Raw genomic sequence first — 19,199 nt, 5'->3', positions numbered from 1 at the left:
GACCTCGTCGATCAGGTCGGCGACGGAGTCGACGATCCGCGACGGCCGGTACGGGTACCGCTCGGCCTCGGCGCGGCTGCTGATGCCGGTCAGCACCAGGATCGTCTCCAGCCCGGCCTCCAGGCCGCAGAGGATGTCGGTGTCCATCCGGTCGCCGATCATCGCGGTGGACTCGGAGTGCGCGTTGATGGTGTTCAGCGCCGAACGCATCATCATCGGGTTCGGCTTGCCGACGAAGTACGGCTCCACACCGGTCGCCTTCGAGATCATCGCGGCGACGGAACCGGCGGCGGGCAGCGCCCCCTCCACCGAGGGACCGGTGGCGTCGGGGTTGGTGCAGATGAACCGCGCCCCGTCGTTGATCAGCCGGACCGCCTTCGTGATCGCCTCGAAGCTGTAGGTGCGGGTCTCCCCCAGCACCACGTAGTCCGGCGCGAAGTCGCTGAGCACGTAGCCGACCGCGTGCAGGGCCGTGGTCAGCCCGGCCTCGCCGATGACGTACGCGGTGCCGCCCGGCCGCTGGTCCGCCAGGAACTGGGCGGTGGCGAGCGCGGACGACCAGATCGAGGACTCCGGGACGTCCAGCCCCATCCGGGCCAACCGGGCCTGCAGGTCACGCGGCGTGTAGATCGAGTTGTTGGTCAGCACCAGGAACGGCTTGCCGGAGGCGCGCAGCTTGGCGATGAACTCCGGTGCGCCGGGCACCGGCTGGCCCTCGTGGACCAGCACGCCGTCCATGTCGGTCAGCCAGCTCTCGACGGGCTTGCGGTCATGCATCGTGATTCCCAGGGGGTGTCGGGCCGCCAGGGCGGTCAGGAGGGGCGCCGGGCCGGGACGCAGCAGGCGGTCGGGCAGGTGTCCCACATGGGCAGCTCGCCCAGGCGGCGGCGCAGCGTCGCGCCGGCCGGGTCGGTACGCTCGCGGACCAGTTCGCGCACCATTGCGACGAACCGCGGATCGGTGCCGGGCGTGCCGGCACGGACGAAGTCCAGACCGAGCTGCTTGGCCGTCTCCAGGGCCTCGGTGTCGAGGTCCCACACCACCTCCAGGTGGTCGGAGACGAACCCGATCGGGCTGACCACCACGCTGGTCACCCCCTGCTCGGCCAGCGTGCCCAGGTGGTCGTTGACGTCCGGCTCCAGCCACGGCACCTGCGGTGGGCCGGACCGGCTCTGCCACACCAGGTCGTACGGCACGTCCGGGGCGGCGGCCGCGTGCACCAGCCGGGCCGTCTCGGCGAGCTGCGCCTCGTACCGGCCGCCGTGCGGGCCCGCGGTGGCCGCCGCCGAGACGGGGATCGAGTGGGCGGTGAACACGATCCGGGTGCTCTCCCGCTTCGCCGGGTCGAGCTGGGCCAGCGCCGCCCGCACCGCGTCGGCGTGCGGCTCGACGAACCCGGGATGATCCCAGAACTGCCGCAGCTTCTCGACGACCGGCGCGTCCGGGCCGACCGCGGCGCGGGCCGCGGCGATGTCCTCCTGGTACTGGCGGCAGGACGAGTAGCCGCCGAACGCGCTGGTCACGAACGCCAGCGCGCGCTTCACCCCGTCGTCGCGCATCCGGGCCACGGTGTCGGCGAGCATCGGGTCCCAGTTCCGATTGCCCCAGTAGACCGGAAGGCCGACGCCGTTGGCGGCGAAGTCCTCCCGGACCGCGGCGAGCAGCTCACGGCACTGCTGGTTGATCGGCGAGACGCCGCCGAAGTGCAGGTAGTGCTCGGCGACCTCGGCCAGCCGCTCCGGGGGCACGCCCCGCCCCCGGGTCACGTTCTGCAGGAACGGCATCACGTCCTCGGGCCGCTCCGGCCCGCCGAAGGAAACCAGCACCACCGCGTCGTACGCCATGGTCCTATTCTTGCCCGTGGCCCGGGCCGGGCAGACGACGCCCCCGGTTCCGGGGCGTGAAAAGGGTCCCCTCCGCGAGGGAGGGGACCCGTCGGACCCGTCGGACCACTCAGGCGCCGATGGCGTGGTAGCCGCCGTCGACGTGGACGATCTCGCCGGTGGTGGCCGGGAACCAGTCCGACAGCAGCGCCAGGCAGGCGCGGGCGGCCGGCTCCTGGTCGGTCAGGCTCCAGCCCAGCGGGGCGCGCTCGGTCCACGCGTCCTCGAACTGCTCGAAGCCGGGGATCGACTTCGCGGCGATGGTGCGCAGCGGGCCGGCCGCGACCAGGTTGCTGCGGATGCCCTGCTTGCCGAGGTGCAGCGCCAGGTAGCGGGAGGCCGACTCCAGCCCGGCCTTGGCCACGCCCATCCAGTCGTAGACCGGCCACGCCTTGGTCGCGTCGAAGGTGAGACCGACCACCGCGCCGCCCGGCGACATCAGCGGCAGCGCGGCCATGGCCAGCGATTTGTAGGAGTACGTCGAGACGTGCAGCGCGGTCGCGACGTCCTCCCAGGGGGCGTCGAGGAAGCCGCCGCCGAGGCAGCTCTGCGGGGCGAAGCCGATCGAGTGGACGATCCCGTCGAGGCCGTCGACGTGCTCGCGCACCTTGTCGGCGAGCCCGGCGAGGTGCTCCGTGTTGGTGACGTCCAGCTCGATCACCGGCGCCGGCTCGGGCAGGCGCTTGGCGATCCGCTCCACCAGGGAGAGCCGGCCGAAGCCGGTGAGCACGACCTGGGCGCCGTTCTCCTGGGCCAGCTTCGCCACCGAGAACGCGATCGAGGCGTCGGTGATGACCCCGGTCACCAGCAGCCGCTTGCCGGCCAGCAGTCCTGACATGTCGGTGTTCCTCCGTGCTTTCTCAGTGACCCATGCCGAGGCCGCCGTCGACCGGGATGACCGCGCCGCTGATGTACGCCGCGGTGTCCCCGGCCAGCCAGGTGACCACGCCGGCGACCTCCTCGGCGGTCGCGAACCGGCCCGCCGGGATGGCCTTGCGGTACTCGGTGCGGCGCTCCTCGGGCAGCGCGGCGGTCATGTCGGTGTCGATGAAGCCGGGCGCGACGACGTTCGCGGTGATGTTGCGGCTGCCCAGCTCGCGGGTGATCGAGCGGGCGACGCCGACCAGGCCCGCCTTGCTGGCCGCGTAGTTGACCTGGCCGGGGCCGCCGTACAGGCCGATCACCGACGAGATGAAGATCATGCGGCCCCACTTGGCGCGCAGCATCCGGCCGGAGGCGCGCTTGGCGCAGCGGAAGGCGCCGGTCAGGTTGGTGTCCAGGACGCGGGTGAACTGCTCCTCCGACATCCGCATGAGGAGCGTGTCGTCGGTGATGCCGGCGTTGGAGACCAGCACCTCCACCGCGCCCAGCTCGGCCTCGATGGTGCCGAACGCGGCGTCGACCGAGTCGTAGTCGGTGACGTCGCACCGCACGCCGAACAGGCCCTCGGGCGCGTCGCCGCTGCGGTGGGTCACCGCCACCCGGTCGCCCTGCTTGGCGAACGCCTGCGCGATGGCCAGGCCGATCCCCCGGTTGCCGCCGGTCACCAGGACGGTACGCGCCACGGTTCCCCCTCTGCTGAGCCGATCTCCACGTCGGTCGGAGCCTAGGGGTTACCGGTAGGTAAGCGCTAACGCCGGAGACGTCGGACCTGGTCAGCGGGGGTGTGAAGGACGCCACGCCCGGCCGGGTGGACGGGTGTCGTCGGCCGGTCGGCCGAGTGCGCGCACCCGCGGCGGCGGGTGTACGATGATCGCGCTTGCGAGCCGGAAGCCGGCTCGCGTCCGGGCCCCGCCGACCGCAGGAGGTGATCGCTGTGCGAGATAGCGATCCTCCCAGTCGTGGCCGGGCCATCCGTCAGCCCCGCTGAGCCCTGACCCGCCGGCCCGGCTGACCAGCCCCGCTCCCCCCGCACCACCCGACCCCCGGCCCGCCGGCCGGGACGACCCCTGGTGTGCGGCCGGAGCCGCCCGGCCACGACTTCGTGTGCGCGTTCTGACCCATCCCCGCGGGCTGCCACGCCCGCGCCCAGTCGCCACCGGAGCCGATCCCATGAGCCGTTACGTCGCCCCGCTGGGCTTCACCCTGGCCGCCGTCTGGGTGGCCGTCCTCTTCGTCCTCGCCAACGGCGGTCACTGACCCGCCGCGTCGGTCCAGGACCGGTCGCCGCCAGTCGACGGCGGCAGGCCCTGGACCGACGCGCATCCTCCTACAGGATCCGGGACGACCACAGCAGGCTCGCCGCCCCCGCGCAGAGCGCGAACAGCAGCGCCACGCCCGCGTACCACTGGGTGACCTCGCGGGGTTCGGTCCGGAATCCGATCGACGAGCCCATGTCCTGGTAGACCTGCTTGAGCTCGCTGACCGACGCCGCCTCGTAGAAGTACCCCTCGGTCGTCTCCGCCAGGTCGGCCAGGGCCAGCCGGTCCACCGGCACCCGCTGCAACTGGCCGCCGATGTCCACCTGGCCGCCGTCGGTGCCGAACGCGATGGTGGAGACCGGCACGTTGGCCGCCTGCGCCGCCGCCGCGGCCTCCTCGACCGACCGTCCCGAGGTGCGGTAGCCGTCGGAGAGCAGGACGATCCGCGCCGGGGGGATCCCGGCGGCACCGTCGGCCGGCACCGACCGGATCGCCTCCAGGCACGTGAAGACGGCCTCCCCGGTCGCCGTCGACTCGGCCAGCACCAGGCCGTCGATGGCCGCCGTCACGGCCTGCCGGTCCTTCGTCGGGGAGACCAGCACGTTGGCCGCCTTCGCGAACGAGACCAGGCCGAGGTTGTAGCTCTCCGGCAGTTCGTCGACGAACTGCTTCGCCGCCTCCTGTGCCGCCGCCAGCCGGTTCGGCGCCACGTCGTCGGCCTGCATGGACAACGACACGTCGATCGCCAGCATGACGGTCGCCCGCTCCAGGGGCTCCCGGGTGTCCACCGCGGGCCGGGCCAGGGCGGTGGCCAGCACCAGCAGGGAGAGCAGGAACGCCGCCGCCGGCACGTGCCGGCGCCAGCCCAGGCCCTTCGGCGCGAGCGTACGCAGCAGGTCCACATTGGTGAACCGCATCGCGTACGCCCGGCGGTGGAGCTGCCGCCACACGTAGAACGCGGCGAGGGCGAGCACCGGCAGCACGGCCAGCAGCCACCACGGTTGCAGAAAACGGATCATCGTGTCGTCCCCCGGGTGCGGGCGTGCCGCTGCGCGGCGACAAAGCGCACCATGTCCAGCAGCCAGTCTCGGTCGGTGCGCAGTCGTAGGTGTGCGGCGCCGGCGGAGCGCAGCGCGGCGGCGATCTCCGCCCGCTGGGCGGCGGCGGCCTCGGCGTACCGGGCGCGCAGCCGCGGGTCGGCGGTCTGCACCTCGTGCAGCTCGCCCGTCTCCGGGTCGACCACCGGGAGCACGCCGACGTCGGGCAGTTCCAGCTCGCGCGGGTCGACCACCTCGACGGCCAGGACGTCGTGGCGTACCCGCAGCTTGCGCAGCGGGCGGACCCACTGCGCCGGTGGCGCCAGGAAGTCGGAGACGACCACCGCCACGCCCCGCCGGCGGGGCGGCCGGTTCAGCATCTCCACGAGCACGCCGAGGTCGCCGCGACCGGGACGGATCTCGGCGCCGGCGATCGCCCGCAGCAGTCCCTGCGCCTCCTTGCGCCCGGAACGGGCGGGCAGCCGGGTGAACACGCCCGGCCCGGGCGCCGGTGCCCGGCGCCGCCAGCCGCCCCCGCCGGGCTCGTCGCCGGTGCCGATGACCGCGCCGATCCGGTTGCCGCCGCGCACGGTCAGGTGGGTCAGAGCGGCGGCGGCGGCCACCACCACGTCCCGCTTCAGCCATCGACCGGTGCCGAAGTCCAGGCTCGCCGAGAGGTCCACCGCGAGCCACGTCTCCAGCTCGCGGTCGGCCACCGTACGCCGGACGTGCGGCATCGTGGTCCGGGCCGTGACCGGCCAGTCCATCCGGCGTACGTCGTCGCCGGGGCGGTACTCGCGCGACTCACCCGCCTCGCTGCCCGGGCCGGGCAGCAACCCGGCGTAGTCGCCCTGGAGGAGGCCGTCGAGCTTGCGGGTGACGAGCAGTTGCAGGCGGGACAGGACGGCCTCGCTGCGGTCCCGGGGGGTGGCGTCGGGGGGCCGCCGGGTGGGTGAGGTCACGGCCGCTGCCCGGGCCAGCCGGCGCCCGGCGGCGCGGCGGCCGGCGTCGGCGTCGGCGTGGCCTGCTGCCGCGGCGCGACCGACGGCAGCGGGATCGTCGCCATCACGCGGTGCACCACGTGGTCGGCCGGCACGTCGTCGGCGAGCGCGTCGTAGCTGAGCACCAGCCGGTGCCGCAGGATGTCCGGGGCGATGTCCTGCACGTCCTGCGGCAGCGCGTAGTCCCGGCCGCGCAGCAGCGCGAGGGCCCGCGTGGCGCGGACCAGGCCGAGCGAGGCGCGCGGGCTGGCGCCGTACTGGATGAGCTGCGCGACGTCCGGCATGCCGTGCTCGGCGGGGCTGCGGGTGGCCAGCACCAGCCGGACCGCGTAGTCGACCAGGGCGTTGTGCACGAAGACCTGGTCGGCCTTGCGCTGGAGGGCGATCAGGTCCGGGGTGTCGAACACCGGCGTGGGCTCCGGCGGTGCGACGCCCATCCGGTAGACGATCTCCCGTTCCTCGGCGTCCGTCGGATACCCGACGATGATCTTCATGAGGAAGCGGTCGCGCTGCGCCTCCGGCAGCGGGTAGACGCCCTCCTGCTCGATCGGGTTCTGGGTGGCCATCACGAGGAACGGGTCCGGTACCCGGTGGGTCTCGCCGCCGATCGACACCTGCCGCTCGCTCATCACCTCCAGCAGCGCCGACTGCACCTTGGCCGGCGCCCGGTTGATCTCGTCCGCGAGCAGGAAGTTGACGAACACCGGCCCCAGCTCGACGTCGAACTTCTCGCTGGACTGCCGGTAGATCCGGGTGCCCATGATGTCCGCCGGCACCAGGTCGGGAGTGAACTGCACCCGCGCGAACGTCCCGCCGACGACCTTGGCGAGGGTCTCCACGGCGAGCGTCTTCGCGACACCGGGGACGCCCTCCAGAAGGCAGTGGCCGCGGGCGAGCAGCGCGACCATCATCCGCTCGACCATCCGGTCCTGCCCGACGATCACCCGCTTGATCTCGAACAGCGCCCGCTCCAGCAGCGTCGCGTCCTCGGCCGGCGTGGTCACCGGGGCGGGTGTCTCCGGGCCCGACCCGTCGGGGGTCGTGGCGTCGGGCGTGGTCGGCTGGGCCACCGGTCCTCCACAGCATGATCGGTTGTCGGGCGTGGTGCGCTACAAGACTGACATGCCCGGCTGGGCACCGAGGTGGTGAGAACCCGATTTCCGCCACGCCGTCCGGTCCCGCGAATCGCCGATCACGGGTGGACAGGAACGGGGCCGGCACGTGTACGATTCACCCCGTCGCCGGGCGGCTCCCCCCGTGGCCGCCCGGCGCTCATCTTCTCCTCCCCGCCACCCTAGACTGGCCGGGATGGACGCCCCCGCACCCGACGCTCTGGTCTGCTCGGCCCGTGGCTGCCGCGCCCCCGCGGAGTGGGCACTGCGGTGGAACAATCCGCGCCTGCACGAGGCCGCCCGACGCAAGACCTGGCTGGCCTGCGCCGACCACCGCACGTCCCTCGGCGACTTCCTCGACGTACGGGGCTTCCTGCGTGAGGTCGTACCGGTGGCCGGATCGCCTACCCTCGAAGCGTGAGCGCGCACAACGGATTCCCGCGGTGAGCGGTGACGACCTCGCCGGGCCGCCGCCCGCGCCGACCGACCCGCCGTCGGCCCCGCCCGGCCCGCCGCCGGACGGGCCGCTGGAGCCGTGGCCGGAGACCGTCCGCTGGCAGTCCGTCTCGCCGAACCTGATCTGGGTGGAGCTGCTGCGGCTGGCCGCGCTCCTCCTCGTTGTCGTGGCCGGGCTCGCCATCGGCTGGGCCCTCAGCGGCAGCGGGCTGTTCGGGGCGGCGGTCGCGGTGGTGCTCCTGCTCGGCTGCCTGCGCGTGGTCGCCATCGTGCGCGCCGTCCGCGCCTGGGGGTACGCCGAACGCGAGGACGACCTGCTGGTCCGCCACGGCCTGCTGGTCCGCCGGCTGTCCATCGTCCCGTACTCGCGGATGCAGTTCGTCGACGTCAGCGCCGGCCCGCTGGAGCGCGCGTTCGACCTGGCCACCGTCCAGTTGCACACCGCCGCGGCGGCCAGCGACGCCCGCGTGCCGGGGCTGCGGCCGGCGGAGGCGTCCCGGCTGCGCGACCGGCTCACCGCGCTCGGCCGGGACCGGGCGGAGGGCCTTTGACATCTTCCCCGCCTATACGCGGGGGAGTCCCACCCTCGCGGGTTGGGGTTCCTGGTTCATCGCAGACGGCACGGAAGGAGGTTCCTCGTGTCTGACGTCCGCTCCGCAGGCGTTCATCGTCTCCACCAGTCCGGCGGCGACGGCGATGTTCTTGGCGGCGTTGACGTCCCGGTCGTGCCGGGTGCCGCAGCCCGGGCACGTCCAACGACGTGTGCCGAGCGAGAGCTGGGCGAGCAGGCGACCGCAGGCCGAGCAGGTCTTGCTGGATGGATACCAGCGGTCGACAACGGTGACCGTGCGACCGTCGCGGTGCGCCTTGTAGGTCAGCATCTCGCGGAACTCGGCCCAGCCGGTGCGGGAGATCGCCTTGGCGAGGCTGCGGTTGCGGACCATGTTGGCCACCGCGAGGTCCTCGACGGCGATCGCGTCGAAGCGGCGAACCATGTTGGTGCTGGTCTTGTGCAGGAAGTCGCGGCGGGCATCACGCACCCGGGAGTGGGCGCGGGCGACTTTCCGCTTGGCCTTGGCTCGGTTGTTGGAGCCCTTCTCCTTGCGGGCCATCATCCGCTGGTACCGCTTGAGCCGGCGTTCGCGGCGCTGCATGTGCCTCGGATGCGGCACACGCTCTCCGGTCGACAGGACCGCGAAGTCGGTCAGGCCGAGGTCGACACCGACAACCTGTCCAGTCGGATCGGGGGCGGGCGGTGCTTCGACATCGACGGCGAAGGTCACGAACCAGCGCCCGTCGGGGTCACGGGACACCGTCACCGTCGTCGGGTCCAACGCGGTTACATCCACCTTCGGCCACGACCACACGAAGGAGAGGGTTCCCGGGGTCTTGCCGAGGCTGAGCTGCCCGTCGCGCATCCGGAAGGCGGAGCGGGTGTAGCTGGCGGACTGGCGTCCGTGGCGGGACTTGTAGCGCGGATACCGGGCCCGCTTGGCGAAGAACGCAGTCATCGCGTTGTGCTGGTGCCGCAGCGTCTGCTGCAACGGCACCGACGACACCTCATTGAGAAACGCCAGGTCCGGCACCTTCTTCAGCTCGGTCAGCGCCCGGTCCGTCTCAGCGTACGAGGTGGACTTGCGTTCGGCGTGCCAGCGGGCGTGGCGGGCGGCAAGGGTCCGATTCCAAACGACACGCACGCAGCCGAACGTGCGGTTCAGCCGCTAGCTTGCTCGGGCGTCGGATATGCCCGGCATTTGAACGCCGTCCGCACCCGACTAATCTTACCAAAGGAGACGATCATGGCTAAACAGCCCGCCGCCATTCCTCCTCGCCAACGCCCTCAAGGACAGGGCCTCCTGATGGCACTCCGTTGAACGACCCCGCCGCGCGGGGCCCGGAGGAGATCCGGCCGTCCGCCCCGGAGCCGCACCCCGGCACGCACCCGCCCGTCGGGGCAGAAGAGCAGCCGCCAGCCGCCGGGTCGTACCCTCAGCCGCACGTCGTCACGCCGCCCCATTCCGGTGCGCCGGGGCACCCGTACCCGTACGGTCCGGCGTACCCGTACGCCGCGCCCCACCCGCCAGCTACGGGCGGCCCGCCCAGCCAGGCGGAGCCCCGGCAACGGCTGCACCCGCTGTCCCCGGCGCTGCACGGCGCCAAGTCCCTGGTGGTGGTGATCGCCGGGCTGTCCTGGTCGACGCTGTCCCGGGTGGGCTTCGGCTGGTTCGCGGCGATGGCGGCGGCGCTCGCGCTGGGCGCCACCGTGCTCGCGGTGATCAGCTGGTACAACACCGGCTACCACGTCGTCGGCCGGGAGCTGCGCGTGTACGAGGGGCTGCTGTGGCGGCGCACCCGGGCCATCCCGTTGGAGCGGCTCCAGGCCGTCGAGGTGGTCCGGCCGCTGCTCGCCCAGCTCACCGGCCTCGCGGAGCTGCGGCTCGAAGTGGTGGGCAGCGGCAAGACCGAGGCGCCGCTGGCGTACCTCAGCGTCGCGGACGCGGCGGCCCTGCGGCAGCGGCTGCTCGCCCTGGCCGGCCGCGCCCCGCAGGACACCGCCGCGCCGGAGGCCGCCGCCGCGGGGGCGGCGCCCGCCGACGCGGCGGTCCCACCGGGCCGGCTGCTGCACGCCGTCCGCAACACGGATCTGCTGCTCAGCCAACTGCTCACGCCGCAGGCGTTCATGGTTCCGTTCGGCGTGGCGTTCGTGGTGGCGCAGTTCCTCTCCGAGGGGTCCTGGTCGTTCATCGCGGTCGCGAGCACGCTGACCGCCATGGCCGGCGTGCTGCTGCAACCGATCCGCCGGGTACTGGACGACTGGAACTTCCGGCTCGCCCGGGACGCCGGCACGCTGCGCGTCCGCAACGGGCTGCTGGAGACCCGGGCACAGACCGTGCCGCTGCACCGGGTGCAGACGGTCGGCGCGACCTGGCCGCTGCTGTGGCGGGTCCGGGGATGGCTGCGGCTGCGGCTGGAGGTGGCCGGCTACGCGGTGGGCGAGTCCGACGAGCGCAACCGGCCGGACCGGCTGCTCCCGGTCGGCGACCTGCCCACGGCGGAGGCGATCCTCGCCGAGGTCCTGCCCGGGGTGCGCCTCGGCGAGCTGCCGCTGACCCGACCGCCGGCGCGGGCCCGCTGGCTCAACCCGCTCAGCCGGCAGGTGCTCGGCGCGGGGCTGCACGAGAGGGTCTTCGCCGTCCGGTCCGGCCTGCTCACCCGACAGGTCGTCGTCGTGCCGTACGCCCGGATCCAGAGCGTGCGGGTCGTGCAGGGGCCGGCGCAGCGGCGGCTGGGGCTGGCGACGGTACACGCCGACACGGCCGGCGGGGCCGGCGCCGCCGCGCAGGACCGGGACGTGGCCGAGGCGTGGACGCTGGCGGCGGAGCTGACGGCCCGGTCGCACGCCGCGCGCCGCGCCGGCTGAGCCCTGCGGTCAGCGACCGGCGGGCATCGCGTCGTCGGCCGGCGCGGGCAGGTCGTCATCCGCCGGCTCGCCCGGCGTACGCCGGGAGCGCTGCGCCGGGATACGCCCGGCGCGCTCGTTCGGCGCACGTCCGGCCCGCCGCGCCGCCCACCAGCGCTCGCCGAGGCCGACGACGAGGAAGGTCATCCCCACGTACGCCCAGCCGACCAGCACGTCGATCACGTAGTGCTCGCCGCAGTAGACCAGGGTGAACGTCATGGCGAGGGGGTACGCGAGCAGCAGCGGCCGCCACCGCTTCCGCGTCGCGCGCAGGAAGAACAGCACGACGAACAGGGCGAACGCGGTGTGCAGCGACGGCATCGCGGCGACCGGGTTCGAGGCGATCTGACCGGCGTTGAGCAGGTTGCCGGCGCCGTGCAGGCCGAACGCCTTCCAGCCCCGGGTGGAGATCCGGGCGACCTCCTCCAGCAGCCCGTTCTGCGCCGCCCACCAGGGCGGGGCCGCCGGGTAGAGGAAGTAGGTCACCAGACCGGTGGCGCAGAGAAAGCCCCAGCGGCGCATGAACGCCGCCCACCGCCCCCGGTCCCGCAGCCAGAGCACGGCGGCGGCGGCCAGCGCCACCACGAAGTGGGAGAAGTACACCCAGCTGGCCAGGACGTCCCACCACCGCACCTCGGGCTGGTACAGGTGCTGCTGGAGCCAGACCGTCGGCACCTGCCCGTCGGTGGCCCAGCCGAACATGAGCCGGTCCGCGACGATCAGCTCGTACGCGTGCGGCGTCGCCCCGTTGTCGGCAAAGCCGCGCGACAGGTTGTAGACGACGAGCAGCAGCACGACCGGCAGCCAGTCCCGGGCGAAGCGGAGGTGGCTCCGCCACGGCCGGCTGGCGTTCCACGCGATCGTCGCGGCCCAGATCCACAGGAACGCGTACGCCGGGTCGGTGGGCAGGCCGATGAGAAGCCAGCCGGCGACGAAGGCGACGCCCCAGACGGTCATCGCCACCACGCGGCGACGCCCGCCGTCGGCCACCGGCGTCGGGTCGGTGCGGGCGGGGGGCTGGGGGTCGGTCGCGACAGACATCGCGGTCAAGGTTAACGGCGGTCGCCGTGGAGGATGACGGAGGACCACCGGGGGGTTGACGTCGGTGGATTCGGCGCCGGTGTGGAGGCCGGGCGGCGATCCGGCAAGGCGTCTCCAACGCCGCCGGTCGTCGGCTGGGCCCGCCGCAGCCGCTGCGGGGTTTCCCGGCGGTCGCTTAGGCTGTCGCCATGCAGGAGCAGCCCTTCACGGCGGGGTTGACCGCCCGCGTCGAGCTGACCGTCACCGACGCCGACACGGCGCAGGCGGTCGGCTCCGGTGACGTGCCGGTGCTCGGCACGCCGCGGGTCCTCGCACTGGCCGAGGCGGCGACGGTCGCGGCGACCGCCACCCGGATGCCGAGCGGCTCGACCACCGTCGGCGTCCGGGTCGAGCTGGACCACCGGGCCCCCACGCCGGTCGGGCGGACGGTGGTGGCCCGCGCCCGCCTCGAGAAGGTCGACGGGCGGCGGCTGCTGTTCGAGGTGACCGTCACCGACGGCGACACGACGGTCGCCGAGGGCCGGGTGGAGCGGCTGCTGGTCGACCGGCAGCGCTTCGTGGAGCGCGCCGCGCGGCCGTCATGACCGGCCGTCCCGCCACCGGCCGCTTCGTCGAGGTCGCCGACCGGGTGCACGTGCTGTGCGAGCCGCTGCTGCGGGTCAACGTCACGCTGGTCGTGGGCGACGGCGCGGCGCTGCTGGTCGACACCCTCTCCACGGCCCGGCAGGCGGCGGAGTTGGCCGAGGCGGCCCGGGCGGTCACCGCCCACCCGTGGACGCTGGTGAACACGCACCACCACTTCGACCACTGCTTCGGCAACGCGACGCTCGCCGGCGACCCACCCCGCCCGGTGTACGCGCACGGACTGGCCGCCGCCGCCCTGCGCGAGCCGGACCGGCTGCGCCGGGAGGCGTACGAGGAGATGCGCGACGAGCAGCCGGCGCTGGCGGAGGAGCTGGCCGGCACCGAGCTGCTGGCGCCGACGCACACGGTGCACACCGAGACCACGCTCGATGTCGGGGGCCGGCCGGTGGTGTTGCGCCACCCCGGTCGCGGGCACACCGCCGGGGACCTGGTCGTGCACGTGCCCGACGCCGACGTGCTGGTCGCCGGGGACCTCGTGGAGCAGAGCGGGCCGCCGGCCTTCGAGGAGTCGTACCCGTTGCAGTGGCCGGAGAGCGTCGCCGAGTTGCTCCGGATGACCACGCCCGCCACGGTGGTCGTCCCCGGGCACGGCGACCCGGTCAGCGCCGATTTCGTCCGGGCGCAGCACGCGCAGCTCGCCGACCTGGCGTGGCTCATCCGCGCCGGCCACACCGGCGGCGCACCGCCGGAGCGCGTCGCCGCCGAAGCCCCCTTCGGCGCCCGCCCGGCCCTGACCGCCACCCGCCGCGGCTACGCCGAACTCGACGGCACCCTCTGATACCCCAACCCCAACCCCAACCCGCCCCCGCCCCCCGCCCCGCCCGGACCTGCTGGTTGATCATGGGGTTGGCGGGTGGTTCGATCTTCAAACCACCCGCCAACCCCATGATCAACGGGGACGTCGGCGTACCCGGTGGGTGGGTCAGGGGTCCAGGAGGTCGGTCAGGCGGGCCGGGTGGGGGGCGGCGGCCAGGACGGCGGCGCGGGCTGGCGGGTCGAGGTGGGACAGGGCCTCGGTGAGCAGGTCGGCGCGGTGGTGTTCGTGCTCGGCCATCCCGGACCGGGCGGCGTCGGTGAGGCGCAGCCGGGCGGTGCGCCGGTCGGCCGGGTCGGACTCGCGGTGCAGCAGGCGTGGTCGGCGTGCTGCTGACCCTGGCAGTGGCGGCACGGTTGCCCGAGACGCTGCCCGCGCACCGCCGCAGCACCGGCGGCCTCGGCGGCACCGCCCGGGCGACGCGCTCGCTGCTCGCCGACCGGGTCTACCTCGGGTACACGCTCACGCAGGGGCTCGCCTTCGCCGGGCTGTTCGCGTACATCTCCGGGTCGTCCTTCGTGTTCCAGGACGTCTTCGGCGTCTCGGCCGGCGCGTTCAGCCTGCTCTTCGGCCTCAACGCGCTGGCGTTCGTGGCCGTCGGGCAGGTCAACGCACGGCTGCTCGACCGGTTCGAGCCGCGTACCCTCCTGGTCGGCACGCTGGTGGTGAGCGTGACGGCCGCGACCGGGGTCGCGGCCGGTGCGCTGGCCGGCAGCCTGGCGGTCGTCGCGGCGACCCTCGTCGTCTTCGTCGGTTCGCTCGGCATGGTGATGCCCAACGGCACCGCCCTCGCCCTGGACCGGCACGCCAGCCACGCCGGCACCGCCGCCGCGCTGATGGGCGCACTCCAGTCGGTGATCGGATCGCTCGCCGCACCCCTCGTCGGGCTGGGCGGCGAGGGCAGCGCCGCGCCGATGGCCCTGGTGCTGGCCGCCTCGGCCGTGCTCTCGCTCACCGCCGTGCTCACCCTGGCCCGGCCGCGACCCGCTGCCGTCAGCCGGCGAAGCGGTTGACCACCTCGGCGCGGGTGGGCATCGCGGTGGCGCCACCGCGCGACTCGCAGACGAGTCCGGCGACCCGTAGCGCGAAGGCGACCCGCTCGTGCCACCCGGCCGGCTCCACCGGCTCGCCGTCGGCGAGCAGGTCCGCGACGAGCGCCCCCATCACCGAGTCGCCGGCGCCGGTCGCGTCGACCGCGTCGACCTTCGGCGCGGGTACGCGTACCGGATCGCCGCCGGCGGGGGCGACCACCGCGCCGGCGGCGCCGAGGGTGACCACGACGGTCCCGGCGCCCAGCTCGCGCAGGTGCGCGGCGACGCCCTCGACCGGCTCGCCGGGGTAGAGCAGGGCGGCGTCGGCGCTGCTCAGCTTGACCAGGTGGGCGCCGGCGGCGAACTCGGCCACCACCCCTCGGAGCCCGTCCAGCGCCGCCGGGCCGGCCAGCAACCGGGGCCGGACGTTCGGGTCGAACACCCGCAGGCCGGTGGCGAGGGACCAGGCGTGGCGGGCGGCGGCGAGGGTCGCCGGGTGCAGCAGGACGATCGAGCCGCAGTAGAGGACGTCCGCGCCGGCGACCATGTCGGCGTTCAGGTCGTCGACGGTGAGCAGGGCGTACGAGGGCGGCTCACCGTAGAACCGGAAGTCCGGCTCGGGGCCGGTGTAGGTGGCCACCGCGAGCGCGGTCGGCGCCAGCGCGGTGACCGCGCCGGCCAGGCCGACGCCGGAGCGGCTGAGGAAGTCGCGGATGCGGGCGGCCAGTGCGTCGTCGCCCAGCGACCCGACGAACTGGACCTGGCCACCGAGCCGGGCCACGGCGACCGCCACGTTGAGCGGCGCCCCGCCGACGGCCTGCCGGTAGACCGGCTCGCCGTCACACTCGGCGTCGAGGAGGTCGACCAGCGCCTCGCCGAGCACCACCGCGTATCCCATCCCGGTCCTCCGTCCGCCGAACCCCTCCGCGCCCACCGTAGCCGCGCCCGGGTGCCGAGGGGTTCCCACCCGACGACTGCCCTGGACCGGGCCACCTCCTGATGATCCGGGCATCGGGGCGGCTCGTTCGGCACATCGAGCAACGGCTATTGCATCCGGCCGGTTGACCGTGATGGGATGGCGCGTGCCGGGCGGCGCGGGGGCTGCCGCGCCGCCGGCGCCGGGACATCACGCGAGGGCACCGGTCCGCGAGGCGGACCGCTGCGGCGCGCGTGCCCGCATCTCCTGCCGCACGCCCGTCGCGACCGTCGTGACCGCTCGTCGCAGCGGGTCGGCCCGGGCCGCCCGCGCGTCACCCGCGGGGCGGTCCGCGCCCCGCGAGTCAGGAGTATCCGTGTCCCACCGTTCCCGTACGGCCGCGCTGCTCACCGCGGCCGCGACCCTCCTCGTGGGCGCCGTCGCGCTCACCGCCGATCCCGAACCGGCCGCCGCCCACGGTGCCGCCATGACGCCGGGCAGCCGGGCGTTCCTGTGTTGGAAGGACGGGCTGACCGCCACCGGAGAGATCCGGCCGAACAACCCCGCCTGCGCCGCCGCGGTGGCCCAGAGCGGCGCCAACTCGCTCTACAACTGGTTCAGCGTGCTGCGCTCCGACGCGGGTGGCCGCACCGTCGGCTTCATCCCGGACGGCCAGCTGTGCAGCGGCGGCAACTCCGGGTTCCGCGGCTACGACCTGGCCCGCACCGACTGGCCGCTGACCCACCTGACGGCCGGCCGGACGATGGAGTTCCGCTACAGCAACTGGGCGCACCACCCGGGCACCTTCTACTTCTACGTCACCAAGGACAACTGGAGCCCGACCCGTCCACTGGCCTGGAGCGACCTGGAGGAGCAGCCGTTCCTCACCGTCACCAACCCGCCGCAGCGGGGCGCTGTGGGTACCAACGACGGCCACTACTACTTCACCGGCTCGCTGCCGGCGAACAAGAGCGGCCGGCACATCATCTACTCACGGTGGGTCCGCTCGGACAGCAACGAGAACTTCTTCGGCTGCTCGGACGTGACGTTCGACGGCGGCAACGGTGAGGTGACCGGCATCGGCTCGGGTGGCACCACACCGCCGCCCAACCCCACGACTCCCCCGCCGAACCCGACCACGCCGCCCCCGAACCCGACGACTCCCCCGCCCAACCCCACCACCCCACCGCCGCACAGCGGTGACTGCATGGCGGTCTACAAGGTGGTCAGCTCGTGGTCCGGCGGCTTCCAGGGCGAAGTCGAGATCATGAACCACACCAGGTCGACCTGGTCGGGTTGGACCGCCAACTGGACCTGGCCCAGCGGTCAGTCGATCACCCAGGTCTGGAACGGCACGCACACCAGTTCCGGGGCGTCGGTGACGGTGTCCAACGTGTCCTACAACGGCACCGTGGCACCGGAGGGGAGGACCACCTTCGGCTTCCTCGCCAGCACCACCGGCACCAACGCGCTACCGACGGTCACCTGCACCGGCCGCTGACGCGCGACCTGAGCCCCGGCTGAAACGATCAAGAGGTTTGCGTCACCGGGAGTACCCCCGGTTGACGCAAACCTCTTGATCGACGCGCGTGGGACGCGACCCGGCGTGGGTCAGCGGACCATGCTGCCCACCACCGGCTTCGTGAGCAGGGCGGACTGGTTGCGCTGGATCCCCGGGTCGAGGGTCTTGGCGACGAAGATCGCGTGCCAGATGCAGAAGATCAGCACCGTCCACACCTTGCGGGAGTGGTCCGCCTCCTCCCGCTTGTGCTCCTCGAGGAGCCGCAGCGCGTACGACAGGTCGAGCAGGTCGCCCGCGCCGGAGGTGGCCAGCACGTGCCGGGCCCACTCGTACATCTCGCCGCGCAGCCACACCCGGGTCGGGGTGGGGAAGCCCAGCTTCTTCCGGTTGACGATGGCCGGGGGCACGACCCCCTGCAACGCCTGGCGCATCGCGTACTTCGTGGCGTCGGAGCGGGGCGGGAGCTTCAGGTCGACCGGGATCTTCGACGCGACCTCGAAGACCTCGCGGTCGAGGAAGGGCACCCGCACCTCCAGCGAGTGCGCCATCGAGATCCGGTCGGCCTTGACCAGGATGTCGCCGCGCAGCCAGGTGTAGAGGTCGACGTACTGCATCTTGGTGACGTCGTCGAGCTCCGTGCACTCCGCGTAGATCGGGGCGGTGACGTCGGTGTAGCGCACCGAGGGGTCGTACCGGCGCAGCAGCTGCTGCTTCTCCTCCTCGGTGAACATCCGCGCGTTGCCGTAGTACCGCTCCTCGATCGGGGTGGTGCCGCGCTCCAGGAAGCTCTTGCCCTTGACGCCCTGCGGGATGGCCTTGGAGACCGCCCGCAGCCCCTTTTGCACGCCGCCGGGCAGCCCGTTGACGGGGCTGAGCGAGAGCGGCTCCCGGTAGATCGTGTAGCCGCCGAAGAACTCGTCCGCACCCTCGCCGGAGAGCACCACGGTGACGTGCTCGGCGGCCTTCTTCGCCACGAAGTACAGCGGCACCAGCGCCGGGTCGGCGACCGGGTCGTCCAGGTGCCAGACGATCTTCGGGAGCGCCTCGATCATGTCCTGCGGCCCGATCTTGGTCGGGATCGTGGTCACGTCGAGGTGGCGGGCCGACTCCTGGGCGACGTCGATCTCGGAGTAGCCGGGGACGTCGTAGCCGACCGTGAAGGTCAGGATGTTCGGGTTGAACTCGCGGGCGAGGGCGACCACCGCGGTCGAGTCGATGCCACTGGACAGGAACGAGCCGACCGGCACGTCCGAGCGCATGTGCATCCGGACGCTCTCCCGCAGCGTCTCCCGGATCTCGTGGTAGAGCTTCTGCTCGTCCGGCACCGGGGCGGGCCGGAAGACGGGCCGGTACCAGCGCCGGACGTCGATGCGACCGCCCGGCGTCCAGGTGAGGTACTCGCCCGAGCCGATCCGGCGGACGCCCTGGTGGAGGGTGCCCGGCTCCGGCACGTACTGCAACGTCAGGTAGTGGCTGAGGTTCGCCGTGTCGATGCCGGCGTCACCGGCGTAGTTGGCCGGCGCGAACGGCAGCAGCGCCTTCTTCTCCGAGGCGAGGTAGAGGCCGTCGGCGGTCTCCAGGTAGTGCAGCGGCTTGATGCCGAAGTAGTCCCGGCCACCGAACGCGCGCCGCTCCTGCCGGTCCCAGATGACGAACGCGAACATGCCGCGCAGCCGCGTGAGCACCTGCTCGCCCCAGTAGTGGTAGCCGGCGACGATCACCTCGCCGTCGCCCGCGGTGGCGAACTGCGCCCCGAAATCGCGGGCCAACTCCTCCCGCAGCTCGATGTAGTTGTAGATCTCGCCGTTGAAGGTCAGCAGGTAACGCCCGTTCGCGTACGGCAGCGGCTCGTGGCTGGAGGCCACGTCGATGATCGCCAGCCGCTTGTGGGCGAACACCCCGTCCGCGTACCGGCCGGAGGCGTCGCCGACCACCTCGACGCCGGTCTCGTCCGGGCCGCGGTGGTGTAGGCATTCCAACGCCCCGGCGATGTGGTCGCGGTGGGCGGCGGCGTCGCCGCGCGCGCTGAAGAAGGCCAGGAGTCCGCACATGGTCGTCATCTTTCCACGCGTCCGTCACAAGCGTCGCGGCCGTCCGGCGAACGGGCCGGACGGTCGGGGCCGCGGCGGCGGCCGGACGG

18 protein-coding genes and 2 pseudogenes are annotated in these 19,199 nt (G+C 73.3%); 8 read left to right on the top strand and 12 right to left on the bottom strand.

From position 1 onward, the window contains the following. The 4 genes from HCJ94_RS11045 to fabG form a co-directional block, all read right to left on the bottom strand. On the bottom strand, positions 1–864 hold an 864-nt coding region (locus HCJ94_RS11045; protein ID WP_309227219.1), incomplete at its 3' end, for an HAD-IIA family hydrolase. After that, positions 813–1,844: a ferrochelatase gene (locus HCJ94_RS11040; RefSeq protein WP_168000875.1), complete on the bottom strand. Its 1,032-nt coding sequence runs from the start codon at positions 1,842–1,844 to the stop codon at positions 813–815. The genes HCJ94_RS11045 and HCJ94_RS11040, both read right to left, overlap by 52 nt. A gap of 109 nt (positions 1,845–1,953) precedes the next feature. Continuing rightward, a complete protein-coding gene (fabI, locus tag HCJ94_RS11035; RefSeq protein WP_168000874.1) occupies positions 1,954–2,721 on the bottom strand; it encodes an enoyl-ACP reductase FabI in 768 nt (255 codons plus the stop codon). Between the two features lie 22 nt (positions 2,722–2,743). Next, the gene (gene fabG / locus HCJ94_RS11030; protein WP_168000873.1) at positions 2,744–3,448 is read right to left on the bottom strand and encodes a beta-ketoacyl-ACP reductase; all 705 of its coding nucleotides are present in this window, start codon (positions 3,446–3,448) and stop codon (positions 2,744–2,746) included. Between the two features lie 421 nt (positions 3,449–3,869). On the opposite strand from fabG, the gene HCJ94_RS11025 reads away from it, so the two are divergent. Beyond that, positions 3,870–4,022 carry a hypothetical protein gene (locus tag HCJ94_RS11025; RefSeq protein ID WP_155331292.1) on the top strand — a complete coding sequence of 51 codons (153 nt, stop codon included), beginning with the start codon at positions 3,870–3,872 and terminating at the stop codon, positions 4,020–4,022. 70 nt (positions 4,023–4,092) lie between these two features. On the opposite strand, the gene HCJ94_RS11020 is transcribed toward HCJ94_RS11025, so the two are convergent. Genes HCJ94_RS11020 through HCJ94_RS11010 form a run of 3 tightly spaced genes read right to left on the bottom strand, consistent with a single transcriptional unit; the run spans position 4,093 to position 7,132 of the window. Next, positions 4,093–5,043 carry a VWA domain-containing protein gene (locus tag HCJ94_RS11020; RefSeq protein WP_168000872.1) on the bottom strand — a complete coding sequence of 317 codons (951 nt, stop codon included), beginning with the start codon at positions 5,041–5,043 and terminating at the stop codon, positions 4,093–4,095. Then, a complete protein-coding gene (locus HCJ94_RS11015) occupies positions 5,040–6,041 on the bottom strand; it encodes a DUF58 domain-containing protein (protein WP_168000893.1) in 1,002 nt (333 codons plus the stop codon). Before HCJ94_RS11015 ends, HCJ94_RS11020 begins: the two co-directional genes overlap by 4 nt. Further along, complete coding sequence (locus HCJ94_RS11010) at positions 6,020–7,132, bottom strand: AAA family ATPase (protein ID WP_168000871.1); 1,113 nt, start codon at positions 7,130–7,132, stop codon at positions 6,020–6,022. The genes HCJ94_RS11015 and HCJ94_RS11010 overlap by 22 nt, the downstream gene beginning before the upstream one ends. A gap of 238 nt (positions 7,133–7,370) precedes the next feature. Between HCJ94_RS11010 and HCJ94_RS11005 the strand changes: the two genes are divergently transcribed. Together HCJ94_RS11005 and HCJ94_RS11000 are read left to right on the top strand one after the other, a co-directional pair. Next, positions 7,371–7,595 carry a hypothetical protein gene (locus HCJ94_RS11005; RefSeq protein WP_168000870.1) on the top strand — a complete coding sequence of 75 codons (225 nt, stop codon included), beginning with the start codon at positions 7,371–7,373 and terminating at the stop codon, positions 7,593–7,595. Positions 7,596–7,617: 22 nt separating this feature from the next. Next, positions 7,618–8,181, top strand: a complete 564-nt coding sequence (locus HCJ94_RS11000) for a PH domain-containing protein (RefSeq protein WP_168000869.1) — start codon at positions 7,618–7,620, stop codon at positions 8,179–8,181. 12 nt (positions 8,182–8,193) lie between these two features. Here the strand turns inward: HCJ94_RS11000 and HCJ94_RS10995 are convergent, their stop codons facing one another. Continuing rightward, positions 8,194–9,348, bottom strand: coding sequence for an RNA-guided endonuclease InsQ/TnpB family protein (locus HCJ94_RS10995; protein WP_240944135.1), 1,155 nt, complete (start codon positions 9,346–9,348; stop codon positions 8,194–8,196). Between the two features lie 152 nt (positions 9,349–9,500). On the opposite strand from HCJ94_RS10995, the gene HCJ94_RS10990 reads away from it, so the two are divergent. After that, the gene (locus HCJ94_RS10990) at positions 9,501–11,051 is read left to right on the top strand and encodes a PH domain-containing protein (protein WP_168000868.1); all 1,551 of its coding nucleotides are present in this window, start codon (positions 9,501–9,503) and stop codon (positions 11,049–11,051) included. 9 nt (positions 11,052–11,060) lie between these two features. On the opposite strand, the gene HCJ94_RS10985 is transcribed toward HCJ94_RS10990, so the two are convergent. Beyond that, entirely contained in the window at positions 11,061–12,131 is a 1,071-nt protein-coding gene (locus HCJ94_RS10985) for a phosphatase PAP2 family protein (protein ID WP_168000867.1), read from the bottom strand. 188 nt (positions 12,132–12,319) lie between these two features. Between HCJ94_RS10985 and HCJ94_RS10980 the strand changes: the two genes are divergently transcribed. Further along, positions 12,320–12,715, top strand: coding sequence for a thioesterase family protein (locus tag HCJ94_RS10980; protein WP_168000866.1), 396 nt, complete (start codon positions 12,320–12,322; stop codon positions 12,713–12,715). Then, the gene (locus HCJ94_RS10975; RefSeq protein ID WP_168000865.1) at positions 12,712–13,554 is read left to right on the top strand and encodes an MBL fold metallo-hydrolase; all 843 of its coding nucleotides are present in this window, start codon (positions 12,712–12,714) and stop codon (positions 13,552–13,554) included. The genes HCJ94_RS10980 and HCJ94_RS10975 overlap by 4 nt, the downstream gene beginning before the upstream one ends. A 144-nt stretch (positions 13,555–13,698) precedes the next feature. Here the strand turns inward: HCJ94_RS10975 and HCJ94_RS10970 are convergent. Then, positions 13,699–13,905, bottom strand: a pseudogene (locus HCJ94_RS10970) (MarR family transcriptional regulator); the annotation flags it as partial. Between the two features lie 2 nt (positions 13,906–13,907). Between HCJ94_RS10970 and HCJ94_RS10965 the strand changes: the two are divergent. Further along, positions 13,908–14,603 (top strand): annotated as a pseudogene (locus tag HCJ94_RS10965) (MFS transporter); the annotation flags it as partial. Here HCJ94_RS10965 and HCJ94_RS10960 read toward each other — a convergent pair. Beyond that, positions 14,584–15,519, bottom strand: a complete 936-nt coding sequence (locus HCJ94_RS10960; protein ID WP_168000864.1) for a PfkB family carbohydrate kinase — start codon at positions 15,517–15,519, stop codon at positions 14,584–14,586. The pseudogene HCJ94_RS10965 and the gene HCJ94_RS10960 sit on opposite strands and share 20 nt — an antisense overlap. A gap of 394 nt (positions 15,520–15,913) precedes the next feature. Here HCJ94_RS10960 and HCJ94_RS10955 point away from each other — a divergent pair, with 394 nt between their 5' ends. Further along, positions 15,914–17,038: a lytic polysaccharide monooxygenase auxiliary activity family 9 protein gene (locus tag HCJ94_RS10955; protein ID WP_168000863.1), complete on the top strand. Its 1,125-nt coding sequence runs from the start codon at positions 15,914–15,916 to the stop codon at positions 17,036–17,038. A gap of 110 nt (positions 17,039–17,148) precedes the next feature. Here the strand turns inward: HCJ94_RS10955 and asnB are convergent, their stop codons facing one another. Next, positions 17,149–19,110, bottom strand: a complete 1,962-nt coding sequence (gene asnB, locus HCJ94_RS10950; protein ID WP_168000862.1) for an asparagine synthase (glutamine-hydrolyzing) — start codon at positions 19,108–19,110, stop codon at positions 17,149–17,151. Positions 19,111–19,199: the final 89 nt, after the last annotated feature.

Source organism: Micromonospora thermarum, assembly GCF_012034245.1.
Classification (GTDB): domain Bacteria; phylum Actinomycetota; class Actinomycetes; order Mycobacteriales; family Micromonosporaceae; genus Micromonospora; species Micromonospora thermarum.
The sequence above is the reverse complement of the archived record's forward strand: the minus strand, read 5'-3'. Positions and strand labels throughout refer to the sequence as shown.

Coding starts and splice junctions, on each gene's coding strand:
- HCJ94_RS10985 (WP_168000867.1), bottom strand. CDS start 12,131: ATGTCTGTCGCGACCGACCCCCAGCCCCCCGCCCGCACCGACCCGACG.
- HCJ94_RS11005 (WP_168000870.1), top strand. CDS start 7,371: ATGGACGCCCCCGCACCCGACGCTCTGGTCTGCTCGGCCCGTGGCTGC.
- HCJ94_RS10980 (WP_168000866.1), top strand. CDS start 12,320: ATGCAGGAGCAGCCCTTCACGGCGGGGTTGACCGCCCGCGTCGAGCTG.
- HCJ94_RS10975 (WP_168000865.1), top strand. CDS start 12,712: ATGACCGGCCGTCCCGCCACCGGCCGCTTCGTCGAGGTCGCCGACCGG.
- fabI (WP_168000874.1), bottom strand. CDS start 2,721: ATGTCAGGACTGCTGGCCGGCAAGCGGCTGCTGGTGACCGGGGTCATC.
- HCJ94_RS11040 (WP_168000875.1), bottom strand. CDS start 1,844: ATGGCGTACGACGCGGTGGTGCTGGTTTCCTTCGGCGGGCCGGAGCGG.
- HCJ94_RS10960 (WP_168000864.1), bottom strand. CDS start 15,519: ATGGGATACGCGGTGGTGCTCGGCGAGGCGCTGGTCGACCTCCTCGAC.
- HCJ94_RS11020 (WP_168000872.1), bottom strand. CDS start 5,043: ATGATCCGTTTTCTGCAACCGTGGTGGCTGCTGGCCGTGCTGCCGGTG.
- asnB (WP_168000862.1), bottom strand. CDS start 19,110: ATGTGCGGACTCCTGGCCTTCTTCAGCGCGCGCGGCGACGCCGCCGCC.